At 32.5% G+C, this 15,344-nt stretch carries 27 protein-coding genes; 2 read left to right on the top strand and 25 right to left on the bottom strand.

Annotated elements, in window-relative coordinates; all coding sequences use genetic code 11:
• Positions 1 to 36: 36 nt before the first annotated feature.
• Entirely contained in the window at positions 37 to 903 is an 867-nt protein-coding gene (aroE, locus tag M9394_RS02720) for a shikimate dehydrogenase (protein ID WP_250249915.1), read from the bottom strand.
• A 27-nt stretch (positions 904 to 930) separates the two neighbouring features.
• Positions 931 to 1,473, bottom strand: a complete 543-nt coding sequence (gene tsaC / locus M9394_RS02715; protein ID WP_250246907.1) for an L-threonylcarbamoyladenylate synthase type 1 TsaC — start codon at positions 1,471 to 1,473, stop codon at positions 931 to 933.
• A gap of 473 nt (positions 1,474 to 1,946) precedes the next feature.
• Here tsaC and def point away from each other — a divergent pair, with 473 nt between their 5' ends.
• Both def and fmt read left to right on the top strand, forming a co-directional pair.
• On the top strand, positions 1,947 to 2,468 hold the full coding sequence (gene def, locus M9394_RS02710) for a peptide deformylase (RefSeq protein WP_250246908.1): 522 nt from the start codon (positions 1,947 to 1,949) through the stop codon (positions 2,466 to 2,468).
• Positions 2,469 to 2,476: 8 nt separating this feature from the next.
• On the top strand, positions 2,477 to 3,445 hold the full coding sequence (fmt, locus tag M9394_RS02705; RefSeq protein WP_250249913.1) for a methionyl-tRNA formyltransferase: 969 nt from the start codon (positions 2,477 to 2,479) through the stop codon (positions 3,443 to 3,445).
• A gap of 60 nt (positions 3,446 to 3,505) precedes the next feature.
• Here the strand turns inward: fmt and rplQ are convergent, their stop codons facing one another.
• From rplQ to rplB, 23 genes are all read right to left on the bottom strand, one after another.
• Entirely contained in the window at positions 3,506 to 3,883 is a 378-nt protein-coding gene (gene rplQ / locus M9394_RS02700; protein WP_250246910.1) for a 50S ribosomal protein L17, read from the bottom strand.
• Between the two features lie 39 nt (positions 3,884 to 3,922).
• Complete coding sequence (locus M9394_RS02695; protein WP_250248145.1) at positions 3,923 to 4,915, bottom strand: DNA-directed RNA polymerase subunit alpha; 993 nt, start codon at positions 4,913 to 4,915, stop codon at positions 3,923 to 3,925.
• A gap of 35 nt (positions 4,916 to 4,950) precedes the next feature.
• Positions 4,951 to 5,574: a 30S ribosomal protein S4 gene (rpsD, locus tag M9394_RS02690; RefSeq protein WP_250246912.1), complete on the bottom strand. Its 624-nt coding sequence runs from the start codon at positions 5,572 to 5,574 to the stop codon at positions 4,951 to 4,953.
• A gap of 38 nt (positions 5,575 to 5,612) precedes the next feature.
• Positions 5,613 to 6,005: a 30S ribosomal protein S11 gene (gene rpsK / locus M9394_RS02685; protein WP_420022144.1), complete on the bottom strand. Its 393-nt coding sequence runs from the start codon at positions 6,003 to 6,005 to the stop codon at positions 5,613 to 5,615.
• A gap of 40 nt (positions 6,006 to 6,045) precedes the next feature.
• Positions 6,046 to 6,402 carry a 30S ribosomal protein S13 gene (gene rpsM, locus M9394_RS02680; RefSeq protein WP_250249911.1) on the bottom strand — a complete coding sequence of 119 codons (357 nt, stop codon included), beginning with the start codon at positions 6,400 to 6,402 and terminating at the stop codon, positions 6,046 to 6,048.
• A 45-nt stretch (positions 6,403 to 6,447) separates the two neighbouring features.
• On the bottom strand, positions 6,448 to 6,564 hold the full coding sequence (rpmJ, locus tag M9394_RS02675) for a 50S ribosomal protein L36 (protein WP_250242145.1): 117 nt from the start codon (positions 6,562 to 6,564) through the stop codon (positions 6,448 to 6,450).
• 37 nt (positions 6,565 to 6,601) lie between these two features.
• Positions 6,602 to 7,936 carry a preprotein translocase subunit SecY gene (secY, locus tag M9394_RS02670; RefSeq protein WP_250247571.1) on the bottom strand — a complete coding sequence of 445 codons (1,335 nt, stop codon included), beginning with the start codon at positions 7,934 to 7,936 and terminating at the stop codon, positions 6,602 to 6,604.
• 13 nt (positions 7,937 to 7,949) lie between these two features.
• Positions 7,950 to 8,384 carry a 50S ribosomal protein L15 gene (gene rplO, locus M9394_RS02665; protein WP_250246914.1) on the bottom strand — a complete coding sequence of 145 codons (435 nt, stop codon included), beginning with the start codon at positions 8,382 to 8,384 and terminating at the stop codon, positions 7,950 to 7,952.
• Between the two features lie 175 nt (positions 8,385 to 8,559).
• Positions 8,560 to 9,084, bottom strand: coding sequence for a 30S ribosomal protein S5 (rpsE, locus tag M9394_RS02660; protein ID WP_250246915.1), 525 nt, complete (start codon positions 9,082 to 9,084; stop codon positions 8,560 to 8,562).
• A 16-nt stretch (positions 9,085 to 9,100) separates the two neighbouring features.
• Positions 9,101 to 9,454, bottom strand: coding sequence for a 50S ribosomal protein L18 (gene rplR, locus M9394_RS02655; RefSeq protein ID WP_250246916.1), 354 nt, complete (start codon positions 9,452 to 9,454; stop codon positions 9,101 to 9,103).
• A gap of 31 nt (positions 9,455 to 9,485) precedes the next feature.
• Positions 9,486 to 10,019: a 50S ribosomal protein L6 gene (gene rplF, locus M9394_RS02650; RefSeq protein ID WP_250248144.1), complete on the bottom strand. Its 534-nt coding sequence runs from the start codon at positions 10,017 to 10,019 to the stop codon at positions 9,486 to 9,488.
• 22 nt (positions 10,020 to 10,041) lie between these two features.
• Positions 10,042 to 10,437 (bottom strand): 30S ribosomal protein S8, encoded by a 396-nt coding sequence (gene rpsH, locus M9394_RS02645; protein WP_250246918.1) that lies wholly within the window; start codon positions 10,435 to 10,437, stop codon positions 10,042 to 10,044.
• Positions 10,438 to 10,468: 31 nt separating this feature from the next.
• The gene (rpsN, locus tag M9394_RS02640; protein WP_250246919.1) at positions 10,469 to 10,774 is read right to left on the bottom strand and encodes a 30S ribosomal protein S14; all 306 of its coding nucleotides are present in this window, start codon (positions 10,772 to 10,774) and stop codon (positions 10,469 to 10,471) included.
• 32 nt (positions 10,775 to 10,806) lie between these two features.
• Positions 10,807 to 11,346 (bottom strand): 50S ribosomal protein L5, encoded by a 540-nt coding sequence (gene rplE, locus M9394_RS02635; protein ID WP_250249909.1) that lies wholly within the window; start codon positions 11,344 to 11,346, stop codon positions 10,807 to 10,809.
• Positions 11,347 to 11,358: 12 nt separating this feature from the next.
• Positions 11,359 to 11,679, bottom strand: a complete 321-nt coding sequence (gene rplX, locus M9394_RS02630) for a 50S ribosomal protein L24 (RefSeq protein ID WP_250246921.1) — start codon at positions 11,677 to 11,679, stop codon at positions 11,359 to 11,361.
• Positions 11,680 to 11,694: 15 nt separating this feature from the next.
• Positions 11,695 to 12,066, bottom strand: a complete 372-nt coding sequence (gene rplN / locus M9394_RS02625; protein ID WP_250242126.1) for a 50S ribosomal protein L14 — start codon at positions 12,064 to 12,066, stop codon at positions 11,695 to 11,697.
• Positions 12,067 to 12,184: 118 nt separating this feature from the next.
• Positions 12,185 to 12,439, bottom strand: coding sequence for a 30S ribosomal protein S17 (rpsQ, locus tag M9394_RS02620; RefSeq protein ID WP_250246922.1), 255 nt, complete (start codon positions 12,437 to 12,439; stop codon positions 12,185 to 12,187).
• 14 nt (positions 12,440 to 12,453) lie between these two features.
• Positions 12,454 to 12,666 carry a 50S ribosomal protein L29 gene (rpmC, locus tag M9394_RS02615; RefSeq protein WP_250248143.1) on the bottom strand — a complete coding sequence of 71 codons (213 nt, stop codon included), beginning with the start codon at positions 12,664 to 12,666 and terminating at the stop codon, positions 12,454 to 12,456.
• Positions 12,666 to 13,070 carry a 50S ribosomal protein L16 gene (rplP, locus tag M9394_RS02610; RefSeq protein WP_250247573.1) on the bottom strand — a complete coding sequence of 135 codons (405 nt, stop codon included), beginning with the start codon at positions 13,068 to 13,070 and terminating at the stop codon, positions 12,666 to 12,668. Before rplP ends, rpmC begins: the two co-directional genes overlap by 1 nt.
• Before the next feature lie 11 nt (positions 13,071 to 13,081).
• A complete protein-coding gene (rpsC, locus tag M9394_RS02605) occupies positions 13,082 to 13,789 on the bottom strand; it encodes a 30S ribosomal protein S3 (RefSeq protein ID WP_250246924.1) in 708 nt (235 codons plus the stop codon).
• Between the two features lie 33 nt (positions 13,790 to 13,822).
• Positions 13,823 to 14,152 carry a 50S ribosomal protein L22 gene (rplV, locus tag M9394_RS02600; RefSeq protein ID WP_250246925.1) on the bottom strand — a complete coding sequence of 110 codons (330 nt, stop codon included), beginning with the start codon at positions 14,150 to 14,152 and terminating at the stop codon, positions 13,823 to 13,825.
• A gap of 52 nt (positions 14,153 to 14,204) precedes the next feature.
• Positions 14,205 to 14,486, bottom strand: a complete 282-nt coding sequence (rpsS, locus tag M9394_RS02595) for a 30S ribosomal protein S19 (RefSeq protein ID WP_250246926.1) — start codon at positions 14,484 to 14,486, stop codon at positions 14,205 to 14,207.
• A gap of 26 nt (positions 14,487 to 14,512) precedes the next feature.
• Positions 14,513 to 15,340 carry a 50S ribosomal protein L2 gene (gene rplB / locus M9394_RS02590; protein ID WP_250246927.1) on the bottom strand — a complete coding sequence of 276 codons (828 nt, stop codon included), beginning with the start codon at positions 15,338 to 15,340 and terminating at the stop codon, positions 14,513 to 14,515.
• Positions 15,341 to 15,344: the final 4 nt, after the last annotated feature.

Below are 15,344 nucleotides of genomic sequence, written 5' to 3'. Positions count from 1 at the left end.
ACCCTATATTTATAATATTATCAAATCAATACAATTTTACATATAACATGTAGATCTTAAATGATTTATCACAGGATCAATAGTAGGAAATGCATTATGCCATAAAAAAAATGAATGAGCCGCTTGTCCTACTAACATACCTAATCCGTCTGCACAATAATTTGACCCATTTTTTTTACACCATGTTATGAACAACGTGTCTTGTTTTGTGTAAAATAAATCATAACATTTAGTGTCAGGAGTAATAAGAAAATATGGTATTTTGGGAATAGTATTGTGTATATTGCTGGTTGTAGCATTAATAATTAAACTATATTTATGGGTGTCATAACGTAATTTGTACAAAGGTAGGCATGATATATTTTTATATCCTATTTCCTGATAATAAGATGTCAATTCCTGTGCCCGAGAAAACGTTCTGTTTACTATATTTATGTGACATGTTGTTATAGTCGTTAATAATATAGGAATAATTCCTTTTGCAGCGCCCCCAGCGCCAATTAACAGAATATTCGTTATCATAGGCGTGTGAGAAGTGATTTGATTATTATTATCTAACCAATTAAGTCGTTTTAAATCGCTAATAAATCCTATACCATCAGTATTATCTCCCAGCAAAGTACCGTTTTTTAATTTTTTTATCGTATTAACTGAACGAGCTTTTTCAGCTCGTTCAGTTAATTGATTACACAAAAAATATGCATTTTCTTTAAATGGAGAGGTAATATTTGCTCCTAATCCACCTAACTCAAAAAAATTATATAATAAACAATTGAAATTATCTTGTACTGCCAATTTAAGGTTGTATTCTGTTGATATTCCAATTTCCTGTGCAAATAATGCATAAATTTCTGCTGATTTGCTATGTTTAATCGGATTACCAAAAACAGCAAAAGAATTCATCTATTTATCTCCTTAAATAATAAAAAATTATTCACGAATTAGTTTGCCAGTCATAACATCCCTAATTGTTGAGGGATTGGGTCTTCCAAGTATATCTTCATGCATGATAGATATGTTATGCCCGAGTTGATCGTGTACTTCTTCAATAGTACGTGCAGGAGGCTGTCCAGATAAATTTGCACTAGTGGATACCAAGGGTTTTCCAAAAGCTAAGCAAAGGCGTTGAATTGGTTCAAAATGACTGACTCGTACTGCTAAAGAAGCAAATTGACCTGTTAACCAATATGATATATTAACTTGCGCTGGAAATACCCATGTCATCGGTCCAGGCCAAGTAGAAAAAACTCGTGATCGTTGGGTTTCATTTAAGCAACTATCATCAATATACTTAAGTAATTGTGTATAGTTAGCAGCAATTAAAATTAAACCTTTTTTCCAAGATCTATTTTTTATTTTTAGTAAAGTAGATATTGCGTTTTTATTATCAGGATCACATCCTAAACCAAACACTGATTCTGTTGGATAAATAATTACTTTCCCTTGATTTAGCTGTATAAGTAAATCTTTCATATTTGACGAAGGAAATATCCTTATTGTAGATTAGGATTCCAATTAATTATTTATTAAAAAAAAGCATAAAATATTCTTTTATTTAAATCGATATTTAAAAATAATAAATTTTCAAGTATTAATTGGGTAACTTTTAAATTTATATGTAATATCTATAATAGTTTAAGATTCTTATATATCAATTATTTTTTATTAATAAAAAATAATTGATATATTTTATTAAATATTTTGCGGCATAGCGTACGCGGTTTTTGTATGTATTTAGTACATTTTGAATATTTATTTAATTATTTAATTGAATAATACATTCTAGGTATCAAGAACGATTCCAAACGTCATTGACCGTTAATAAATTTCTAATTCCATATATTATTATTATGAATATAAAATATTCTGTATCATATCTTGATTATATTCATAAGTCACTAGATAATATATGGAATTAGAAATTTATTATAATAATTTTTTATTTTATGTCGATATTAGAAATACTGTATTATCCAGATAAACGTCTTAGAACAATCGCTGATCCTGTTGTTGCAGTATCTGATGATACTAATCAAATTATAAATGATATGTTTGATACTATGTATTTTAAAAAAGGCATTGGATTAGCTGCAACACAAGTTAATATTCACCAGCAAATTATTGTTATTGATCTTTATAAAAAAAATAAACAACGTTTAGTTTTTATTAATCCTGCTATTACAAAAAAAACAGGTGTTATTAGTATTCCTGAAAGTTGTTTATCTATTCCTCAGATATATGAAATTGTTCCGCGTTCAGAAAAAATAACCATTCAATCATTAGATCAATATGGCAATAAATTTGAGATGGAAGCTAATAATTTATTAGCAATTTGCATTCAACACGAAGTAGATCATTTGTTTGGAAAACTTTTTATTGATCATTTGTCTCCATTAAAAATTAAAAAAATTCATAAAAAAATAAAAAAATTATCTAAAACATTTAAAAAGAATCAATTTTCTCTTTGATATATATTATGGCACACTTAAAATCACTGCGTATTGCTTTTTTTGGAACTACAAGTTTTGCGGCGTGGCATTTATATACACTGACTCACTTTTCTACGCATCAGATAATAGCAGTGTTTACTCAAGAGATACAAATATCTACATGTAAATCCTTTTTATCTTTATATAAAATAGCGAAAAAATATAATATATCGCTATTCCAGTCTCGCACTTTATCTATTTCTGATATTATTTATATTATTAAAAAAATTGATGTGGATTTGATAGTAGTTGTATCTTATGGATTAATTTTACCGAAAGAAATATTAAATATACCACGACTAGGCTGTATTAATGTACATGGTTCATTATTGCCTCGTTGGCGCGGACCAGCACCCATTCAACGTGCATTAGAATATGGTGACTCCATTACAGGAATAACCATTATTCAAATGGATTTAGGCATAGATACTGGAGATATTTTGCATATTACGCCTTGCAAAATTTTTCCAAAAGACACTAGTTATACTCTTTCTAATAGATTAGTGAATATTGGATCTGCTATGTTATCCCAAGTACTGGATCAGTTTATATTAGGTACATCTACGTTGATACCTCAAGACTCAACTTATGCTACATATGCGCATAAATTAAATAAACAAGAAGCACGTATCAATTGGAATTTATCAGCAATTCAATTGGAACGATGTATCCGAGCTTTTAATCCATGGCCAATTAGTTATTTTCAAATAAAAAATGATCGCATTAGAGTATGGGATGCCGAAGTAAGCAATCAAAACATCAATCACTACTCGTCGTCAGCATCTATATTACCTGGTACCATTGTAACAACTAATCCAAATGGTATTTATGTTGGTACTGGTTCTGGAATATTAATACTTACTATGTTACAAATTTCAGGAAAAAAAATAACATCTGTGCGTGATATTCTCAATGCACACAAAGAATGGTTCAAACCTAACTCTGTGTTAGAATAAAATGATCGAGATATGTTTGTGCTCATTACTAGACTTAATTATATATTTCTATGTTATTTTTTATATTTTTTGTTTTATTTTAGATCGTTCCACTAGTTCTATGTATGCCATTGGAGCATTATCTCCCTTACGTAATCCACATTTTAGTATACGAGTATATCCTCCAGGTCTATTATAAAAATGTGGACTAATTTGTGTGAACAATTTTGCAACAACATCATTATTTCTAGTTTTAGAAAAAACTAGACGACGATTTGCGATCGTATCCACTTTGCTACGTGTAATCAACGGTTCAATAATACGACGCAATACTTTAGCTTTAGATAAAGTAGTTTTTATTATTTTATGCATTACCAATGAAACAACCATGTTTTTAAACATAGCTTTACGATGAGCACTAGTTCTATTTAGTTTAGAACCGCTTTTTCGATGACGCATAATAAATTACCTTTGTTTCAAATATTAAATTATCCATGATTAATTATCTAAAATATTCGTAGGAGGCCAATTTTCTAAACGTGTTCCTAAAGATAATCCACGAGATGCTAATACATCTTTTATCTCTGTCAATGATTTTTTTCCTAAATTAGGGGTTTTTAATAGTTCTACTTCTGTTCGTTGTACTAAATCTCCAATATAGTGAATAGATTCTGCTTTTAGACAATTAGCAGAACGTACAGTCAGTTCTAAGTCATCAACAAGGCGTAATAAGACTGGATCAAATTCTGGTTTTTCTTCTTTATGTTCTGGTTGATGTATATCCCTTAAATCAATAAATGCTTCAAGTTGTTCAGATAAAATTGTTGCTGCACGCCTAATCGCTTCTTCCGGTTCTATAGTTCCATCCGTTTCCATATCAATAATTAGTTTATCTAAATCTGTACGTTGCTCAACGCGAGCAGCTTCTACATTATAAGAAATCCTTTCTACCGGGCTATAACATGCATCTAATAATAACCGACCAATTGGTAAGATATCTGATTCAGAATTAAACCTAGAAGAAGCTGGAACGTAACCTCGTCCGCGCTGCACTTTAATACGCATACTAATAGATGTATTTTTGTCAGTTATATGACATATAATATGATTAGGAGTAACAATTTTTACGTTATTACTATCATACAAAATATCATTTGCGATTACAGGCCCAATACCGGATTTTTTTAAAGTTAAAGTAACGCTATCTTTTCCTTCAATTCTAATAGCTAATTTCTTTAAGTTGAGTAAAATCTCTAAAACATCTTCTTGTATACCTTCTTTTGTACTATATTCATGTAATACCCCATCAATTTCAACCTCCGTTATAGCATATCCAGGCATTGAAGAAAGTAAGATACGACGTAGAGCGTTTCCTAAAGTATGACCAAATCCTCGTTCTAACGGCTCCAAAGTAACTTTAGCGCGTGTTTCAGTAATTTGTTCAATATCTACTAAACGTGGTTTTAAAAATTCTACTACAGAATTCTGCATGTTTCCTCTCTTTTTACTATTTCACAAATTTTTACTTATTTTGAATATAATTCGATAATCAAATGTTCATCGATATTTGCAGATAATTCACTACGTTCTGGATAACGTTTAAATAGACCTTGTAGTTTAATAGGATCTACTTCAATCCATGCTAATTTTTCTCTTTGCTGCTCAGAAAGCTCTAAAGAAGCACGAATCCTAGATTGCTTATGTGATTTTTTATGTATTTTAATAACAGTATTGGGAACAACTTGATATGAAGCTATATTAACAATACGGTTTTCAACCATAATAGATTTATGACTTACTAATTGACGGGCTTCAGCACGTGTTGCTCCAAATCCCATACGATACACAGTATTATCTAATCTGCTTTCTAATAATTTTAATAAATTTTCACCAGTGTTGCCTTTAATACGTGCAGCCCTCTTATAATAATTAGAGAATTGACGCTCTAAGATGCCATATATACGTCTAACTTTTTGTTTTTCTCTTAGCTGTATTCCATAATCTGAAAAACGAGATTTACGCATATTATGTTGTCCTGGAGGTTGCTCGAGTTTACATTTAGAATCAATAGTACGAATTCCAGATTTTAAAAAAAGATCTGTACCCTCACGACGACTTAATTTAAGTTTAGGCCCTAAATATTTAGCCATATTTTTTTATTCCTTGAAAATAAACTAATGAATCTTCTTTAGACACGGCGTTTTTTAGAAGGACGGCAACCATTATGAGGAATTGGGGTGACATCAGTAATGCTAGTAATGTGAAATCCTACTGCATTTAACGCTCGTACCGCAGATTCACGTCCCGGTCCTGGCCCTTTAACCATGACTTCTAAATTTTTTACCCCATATTCTTGAACTATTTCAGCGCAACGTTCTGCTGCTATTTGCGCAGCAAACGGTGTAGATTTTCGAGATCCTCTAAATCCAGAACCCCCAGCTGTAGCCCATCCTAAAGTATTACCTTGTTTATCACTAATAGTGATAATAGTATTATTAAAAGATGCATGTATATGGGCTACACCATCTAAAATTTGTTTTTTGAGCCGCTTGCGCGCTCGAAGATTGGATGATTTAATCATTTTATATTTATGCTGTTTTATTTATTAATATTTATTTAAATTATTTGTTCATTGACTTACGAGGACCTTTACGGGTTCTAGCATTTGTTCTAGTCCTTTGCCCCCGTACTGGTAAATTACGACGATGACGTAATCCTCGGTAAGTGCCAAGATCAATTAAACGTTTGATATTTAGAGTTACTTCTCGGCGTAAATCCCCTTCTACGATATATTCATCAACCGCATCACGTAATTTATCTATATGAATTTCAGACAATTTACAAAGTTGTACATGCTCATCTATACCTGTATTCAAACAAATTGAACGAGCACGGGATTTTCCGATGCCATAAATAGACATTAAAGCAATAACGGCATGTTTTCTATCAGGAACATTGACACCTGCTATACGTACCACTATTTTTATACTCCTAAAAGTTAATTATTCTATACTGAATAACCATTATCCTTGTCGTTGTTTATGCTTTGGATCCACACGACAAACTACACGAATAACGTTATGTCTCTTCACAATTTCACAATAACGACATAATTTTTTCACTGACGTACGTACTTTCATAATGTTTCCTATAATCATATGTATATGATTTTTTTAATCAATGATTAAAATGTTTCAGGTTTGCTTTTTTAAGCACAGATTCATATTGACTAGACATCATTAAAGTTTGTATATGGGCCATAAAATCCATAATTACCACAACTACAATAAGTAAAGATGTTCCTCCAAAATAGAAAGGGACTTTCATAGCAATTCTCATAAATTCTGGTACTAAACAAATAAATGTAACGTACATTGCACCAATGAAAGTCAAACGAATCATAATTCTATTAATATATTTTGCAGTTTGTTCTCCCGGTCTAATTCCAGGAACAAATGCTCCCGATTTTTTTAAATTTTCAGCTGTTTCTCGGGGATTAAAAACTAAAGATGTGTAAAAAAAACAAAAAAACATAATAGCTGCCGCATAAAGTAAAATATATAATGGTTGACCTGGTTGTAGATATAAAGAAATAATAGTTAACCATTGCCAATTAGTACCGCTGCCGAACCAAGAGATTACAGTACCCGGGAACAAGATGACACTAGAAGCAAAAATAGCAGGAATGACGCCAGCCATATTTACTTTAAGTGGTAAATGTGTGCTTTGAGTAGCATAAATACGACGGCCTTGTTGACGTTGAGCATAATGCACTAGAATGCGACGTTGTCCCCGCTCCATAAATACAACAAAAAAAGTAACACTCAATACCAAGCAAACAATTAAAATCAATATAAAAAAATGTAACTCATCTTGTCTCACTTGTTCTATGGTATGCCCTATAGCCAGTGGCAACCCAGCAATTATTCCTGAAAAAATAATAATTGAAATACCATTTCCTATACCTCTGCTAGTAATTTGATCGCCTAACCACATTAGAAAAATAGTACCACAAACAAGACTAATAATTGCTATACAATAAAAAGAAAATCCTGGATTAATCACTAATCCCGATACATTAGGCAAACTAGTGACAACGCCTACTGATTGTAATATTCCAAGCATTAAAGTTCCATAACGAATATACTGGTTAATTATTCTCCTGCCACTTTCTCCTTCTTTTTTAATTTCTATTAAAGCAGGGTGTACCGCAGTTAATAGCTGAACAATAATTGAAGCTGAAATATATGGCATAATCCCTAAACTAAAGATAGAAGCACGACTTAAAGATCCTCCAGAAAACATATTAAACATTTCAATAATAGTACCGTGTTGTTGTTCAATAATTTGTGCCAAAACAATCAAATCTACTCCTGGAATTGGAATAAATGATCCTATACGAAAAATAATTAAAGCGCCAATCACAAACATAATTCTACGTTTCAAGTCGCCTAACCCGCCTTTGACACTTTGAAAAGTAGATCTAGATCGTTGTTTATTAGTAACTGCCATCATTTTAATTCAATTACTCCTCTATTTGACCGCCTATAGATTGAATTGCAGTGCGCGCTCCTTTACTAACGCGTAATTTACGTATCGTGACAGGACGTTTAATTTCTCCAGACATTATAATTTTAACAAACTTAATTTTGCGCTTAATAATATTATAGGTTTTTAAAACATTTAAATCTATTACTTTGTCTGAAATACGAGATAAATCAGATAACCTAATTTCTTGGGTAATCATAGCCTTGCGAGATATAAACCCAAACTTTGGTAATCTACGATATAAAGGAGTCTGTCCTCCCTCAAATCCAAGACGCACCTTCCCTCCAGAACGAGATTTTTGTCCTTTATGTCCACGACCCCCTGTTTTACCTAATCCAGATCCTATGCCTCGACCTACTCGTTTACTTAAATGTTTAGCTCCTCTGGATGGAGAAATGGTATTAAGATACATGATTTACTACTCCACTTTGACCGTGTAATTAATTTAAGTTAATCATACCACGGATGACAGGTACATCAATTATTTCAACAGTATTTTGATACGGCGCAATCCCTTCTCAACCCACCATACACAGTTCTTATGTTTGGGATATAAACTTACTGATAAAACCCCAATCTGAATAAGATTAATAATGTTTAACATAATTATAATAACCTAAAATTTCTCTAATAGATTTACCTCGTTTTTCTGCAATCATTTCAGGAGATTTCATGCTTTTTAACGCATTTATAGTCGCACGCACTATATTAATAGGATTTGTAGATCCATAAGCTTTTGCTAATACATTATGTATTCCAACCACTTCTAGTATAGCACGCATTGTAGTACCAGCAATAATTCCAGTTCCTTCAGAAGCAGGTTGCATATAAATACGAGAACCTGTGTATACCCCCTTAACCGCGTGTTGTAGAGTGCCTTTATATAAGGAAATAATTACCATGTTACGACGAGCTTTTTCCATTGACTTTTGAATTGCTGATGGGACTTCACGAGCTTTACCGTAACCAAACCCTACCCGACCATTTACATCTCCTACCACAGTTAGAGCTGTAAAACTAAATACACGACCACCTTTAACCGTCTTGGATACTCGATTTACTGTAATTAATTTTTCTTGCAATTCACCAGGCTGTTTATCAGTATATTTCATATTATTTTACCTTGTTTTAAAAGCTTAACCCAGTTTGCCTAGCGCAATCAGCCAACGTTTTCACTCTACCATGATATTTAAATCCAGAACGATCGAAAGATACATTTGTAATACCTTTTTTTACTGCCCGTTCCGCAATAATTTTTCCTACTATAGCTGCAGCTTTTTTATTACTGGTTGTTGTCAATTGACTAGAAATTAATTTTTCCGTAGTAGAAGCTGCAACTAAGACGTTAGAATTATCTTTTGCAATTATTTGTGCATAAATATGCCGACAAGTTCGATGTATCACTAATCTTATAGCATCTAATTTATACAACTTTTTTCGTGTTCTCATAGCTCTTTTGAGACGAGCATCTTTTTTATTCATGTTACATGATTCTCTATATTATTAATAATAATTATTTTTTCTTAGTATCTTTGGTATGCACTATTTCATTGATATAACGAATACCTTTTCCCTTAAAAGGTTCAGGAGGGCGAAGTGCTCTCAAATCTGCAGCAACTTGTCCGATAAGTTGCTTATTCATCCCTGTTAAAATAATTTCGGTTTGACTTGGACACGTTGCTACGATTTCAGCAGGTAGTATATAATCAATGGAATGAGATAAGCCTATGATTAGGCTGATGACATTATCTTGAATAGATACACGATAACCTATTCCTACTAGTTGCAGTGTCTTAGTGAACCCTTTTGTAACTCCAGTAATCATTCCAGTAATTAATGCACAGGTTGTTCCTATCAAAGCTTTATTTTTAACATCAAAACTGTTACTATAGACTATCAGTTTTGATGTATTATGCAATTGCACATCAACCGATTTGTGTAATATACGAGTTAATGCACCAAGTGCACCTGTAATAGAAATGCTATGGTTTTTTATTATTATATTTATAGTTATTGTTTTAGGAATAGAAATTATCGTTTTACACATATGGTGCGGAAATATCTTGGTATTAAGACACATAACATATAATCTCCCCACCAACATTAAGCTGACGAGCTCTATTATCTGTGATTACACCTTTAGAAGTAGAAATTATAACAATACCCATACCAGACATTATCTGAGGTAGTTCCTTTCTCTTTTTATAGATACGTAATCCAGGTCGACTAATACGTTTTATGATATCTATGACGGGTTTTCTTTTTTGATAATATTTTAAAAATACTTCTAAAGTTGGTTTGATGCTATCTTTAATATTATATTTCTGTATAAATCCTTCTTCTGCTAATACATGAACAATTGCTACTTTCATTGCAGAAGAGGGAGTGCAAACCTTTTCTTTTTTAGAAATTTGCCCGTTACGTATAGTAGTTAACATATCCGCGATTGAATCTTGCATACTCATTATAGCTCCAAGCAGTAAAATATTGTTACAATTACCAACTAGCTTTCCTTAAACCAGGTATTTCGCCGCGCATAGCAGCTTCGCGTACCTTCATACGGCTCAATCCAAATTTTCTTAAAAAAGCGTGAGGACGTCCAGTATGACGGCAACGATTACGTCGTCTAGATGGGCTAGAATCACGTGGTAAAGTCTGTAATTTTAAAACCGCATTCCAACGTTCCTCATTAGGAATGCGTTGATCAATAATAATTTTTTTTAGAGAAATACGTTGTATATAATATTTATTAACTAATTTTAAACGCTTTATTTCACGTGCCTTTATAGATTCCTTGGTCATAATTAACGCTCCTTCTATTTGAAGTAATACGATTATTTTCTAAATGGAAATCGAAATGCAGTTAATAAAGCATACGCTTCATTATCAGAAATGGCGTTAGTAGTAATAGTAATATCCATTCCTCGCATATCATCCACGGTATCATAATCAATTTCTGGAAAGATAATTTGCTCGCGGATTCCAATACTATAATTACCATGCCCATCAAAAGATTTAATAGATAACCCGCGAAAATCACGAATACGAGGCATAGCAATAAAAATAAATCTTTCCAGAAATTCCCACATACGCGAACCTCGTAAAGTTACCTTACAGCCGATTGGTTGACCTTGACGAATTTTGAAACTAGAGATAGATTTGCGTGCTGTGGTGATTACTGGTTTTTGTCCTGAAATTACCATTAAATCTTCTACTGCTTTTTCTAAAAGCTTTTTATTGGTAACAGATTTACCTACTCCCATATTAATAGTAATTTTTTTAATTTTAGGTACTTGCATAATAGATCGATAATTAAATTTATGCATTAAATTTTGTATTATACTATTTTTATAATAATCATATAATTTAGTCATATATTATTCCAATCATTTAACTATATCCCCATTAGACTTAAATATACGTATTTTTTTACCATTTTGTATTGTAAAACCTACTCGATCTGCTTTATTTAAAGTAGGGTTAAATATTGCAATATTAGATAAATCAACGGATGCTTCTTTTTCAATAATGCCTCCTGGTTGATTTTTATTGGGAATAGGCTTTTGATGTTTTTTTACTAAATTTATTCCTGTTACTATAACCCTGCCTTTATCATAAAAAACGCGTTTTACTTTCCCCTTTTTTCCTTTATCCCTTCCACTTAATACAATAACTTCATCGTTACGTTTAATTTTAGCTGCTGCCATATATAATACTCTCCATCAAAGTACCTCGGGGGCTAAAGAAATAATCTTCATAAATTTTTCGTTGCGTAATTCGCGAGTTACTGGACCAAAAATACGAGTACCTATAGGTTGGATGTTGGTGTCATTTAATAATACACAAGCATTATTATCAAATCTAATAATAGATCCATCTAGACGACGTACACCTTTTTTCGTACGTACTACAACAGCTTTTAATACATCGCCCTTTTTCACTTTAGCACGTGGTACTGCTTCTTTAATAGCAACTTTAATAACATCTCCTATATTAGCATAACGACGACCAGAACCACCTAGCACTTTAATACACATTGCATATCGTGCGCCAGAGTTATCGGCAACATTTAAAATAGTGCGTTCTTGAATCACACAATTACTCCATAGTAGTGATTGAATTTAAATTTTTAAAACATATATATGTTTATATATTTTTATTTACTAGTTCTAATTAAATAGCTTATCATTAATTCATATGAATATTATCTTTTTAAAAATTAGATTTTTTGATAATAGAAGTTAGTATCCAAGATTTTGTTTTAGAAATAGGACGGCATTCTTGTACTTCAACAAGATCTCCAATATTAGTCTCGTTATTAGGGTCATGTACATGCAGTTTAGTAGTACGTTTAATAAATTTTTCATATGTTGAATGCTTAATTAATCTCTCTATAGAAACAACAACAGATTTATTCATTTTTTTATTACATACACGACCTAGTAGGATGCGAATCCTATCACTCATGGAATATTCTCCTTTTATACTTTTTTAGTATGAGATAAATATCTTTTGATAGATGCTATATTGCGACGTACTTTTTTTAATAAGTGCAATTGTTTTAATTGACCTGATTTTGCTTGTATACGTAAATTAAAATGTTCACGTAATACCTTTAGTAACTCTGATTGAAGCGATGTAACAGTAATAGCGTCATTTTTTTTTTGATTTAATAATTTGATGATATTATTCATTATCTTCCTATTAAAGTGGTTTTAACGGGTAATTTTGATGCGCCCAATTTAAAAGCATTATACGCTAGTTCTTTTGGTACCCCATTTATTTCATATAATATTTTTCCTGGTTGTATTAACGCCACCCAATATTCTACATTACCTTTTCCTTTCCCCATGCGTACTTCAAGAGGTTTTTTAGTAATAGGTTTGTCTGGAAACACACGAATCCAGATTTTTCCTTGACGCTTTACAGCACGACTTATGGCACGTCGTGCTGCTTCAATTTGACAAGATTTTAATCGCCCTCGGCTAATAGCTTTTAAAGCAAATTGCCCAAAACTAATATTGTCGTTTACTTTTGTTCCCCGGTTACGCCCTTTATGCATTTTACGAAATTTTGTGCGCTTTGGTTGCAGAAGCATCATATTATCCTTTATATGCGAGTTTTATGTTTTTTCTTGCTAGAATTACTCATCGTTTGATCTGATGAATATCCTGTATTCAGTAACACATCTCCTAAAATTTCCCCTTTAAAAACCCATACCTTAATACCAATTATACCATACGTAGTACGTGCTTCTGAAAGACTATAATCAATATCGGCACGTAAAGTATGTAATGGAACCCGTCCCTCTCTGTACCACTCAGTACGAGCAATCTCAGCTCCGCTTAGTCTCCCACTGACTTCTACTTTAATTCCTTTAGCTCCTAAACGCATAGCGTTTTGTACCACACGTTTCATTGCCCTCCTAAATACTACTCTACGTTCTAATTGGGATGCGATATTATCAGCTAACAGCTTGGCATCTAATTCTGGTTTACGAACTTCAGCAATATTGAGTAGCGTTGGAACACCAGAAATTCTTGCTATATTTTTACGTAATCTTTCAATATCTTCCCCTTTTTTTCCAATTATAAGACCAGGTCTAGCTGTATAAACAGTTACTCTTATGCTCTTAGCAGGACGTTCAATAATTATACGAGATACTAAAGCTTTCGAAAGTTTTTGCATCAAAAACTGACGTACTTTAAAATCATTCCCTAAATTGTCAGAAAAATCTTTGTTATTTGCGTACCAGGTAGAATGCCACGTCTTGGTAATACCCAAACGCACACCATTCGGATGTACCTTTTGACCCATTTTTAAATGCTCCGTCCGTTTAAATATAATTTTTTAATTAGACACTACTATAGTAAGATGACTTGTTCGTTTCATAATTTTATCTGATCGTCCTTTAGCACGTGGCATAATTCTTTTAATAATAGGACCATTATCGACAAAAATTTTAATAATTTTTAAATTATTAATATCTGAACTGTCATTATGTTCCGCATTAGCAATAGCAGATTCTAAGGTCTTTTTTACTAATTCGGCAGATTTTTTGTTGGTATACTTTAAGATATCAAGCGCCTGAGATACTTTTTTTCCTCGTACTGTATTAACTACTAAACGAAGTTTTTGAGCAGAAGAACGAATATAACGGCATCTAGCAATTGTTTCCATACCAAAATACCCTCTATAGCACATCTTATTTTAAGATCATAACCATATATCTTTAATAATGTTTTTTTATTTTCTTATCCACTGAATGACCACGATACGTACGAGTTGGAGCAAATTCACCTAATTTATGCCCAACCATTTCATCTGATATGAATACGGGTATATGTTGACGTCCGTTATGTACTGCTACAGTTAAACCAATCATTCTTGGAAATATTGTTGATCGCCGTGACCAAGTTCTAATAGGTTTTTTATCACCTGTTTCTATTGCTTTCTCCACTTTTTTTAGAAGATGCAAGTCAATAAATGGCCCTTTCTTAATAGAACGCGACATATACTGTATTCCTAATCCTTCAAATTTTATTTATTACGATGAGACAATATAAACTTATTAGTACGTTTATTACTACGGGTTTTTTTTCCTTTGGTTTGTATTCCCCAAGGAGACACGGGATGTTTTCCAAAATTTTTTCCTTCTCCACCTCCATGAGGGTGATCGATCGGATTCATGGCTGTTCCGCGTACAGTAGGACGATTTCCACGCCATCTATTGGCTCCAGCTTTACCTAGCATACGTAACATATGTTCAGCATTACCAACCTCTCCTATGGTTGCCCGACACTCACAGCGAATTTTTCGTATTTCACCAGATCGCAGACGAAGTACCATATACTCCCCATCACGAGCTACAATTTGTATGTAAGACCCTGCAGACCGGGCTAATTGCCCGCCTTTTCCTGGTTTCATTTCTACATTATGAATAGTAGATCCTATCGGAATATTACCCATAGGCAAAGCATTGCCTGGTTTTATTGGAACATTCACTCCAGAACTTATAAAATCTCCTATTTTTACATCTTTTGGAGCTAAAATATAACGATACTCCCCATCTCTATATGAAAGCAATGCTATATTTGCTGAACGATTTGGATCATATTCTAAACGTTTGATTACAGCAGAAATCCCATCCTTATTACGCTTAAAATCAATAATTCTATAACGTTTTTTATGCCCCCCTCCTATATGTCGCACAGTAATACGACCGTAATTATTGCGTCCTCCTGATCTATTATTAATTTTATTGGATAATAATGAAGAAAAAGGATTCCCTTTATATAAATCATGGTTCACTAACTTAGCTACATGCCGTCTACCCGGAGAGGTTGGGTTGCATTTAATAATAGGCATCTCT

Origin of the sequence: Candidatus Blochmanniella camponoti (assembly GCF_023585825.1) — a bacterium.
Lineage (GTDB): Bacteria > Pseudomonadota > Gammaproteobacteria > Enterobacterales > Enterobacteriaceae > Blochmanniella > Blochmanniella camponoti.
This window is presented reverse-complemented; position numbering and strand designations above follow the sequence as displayed.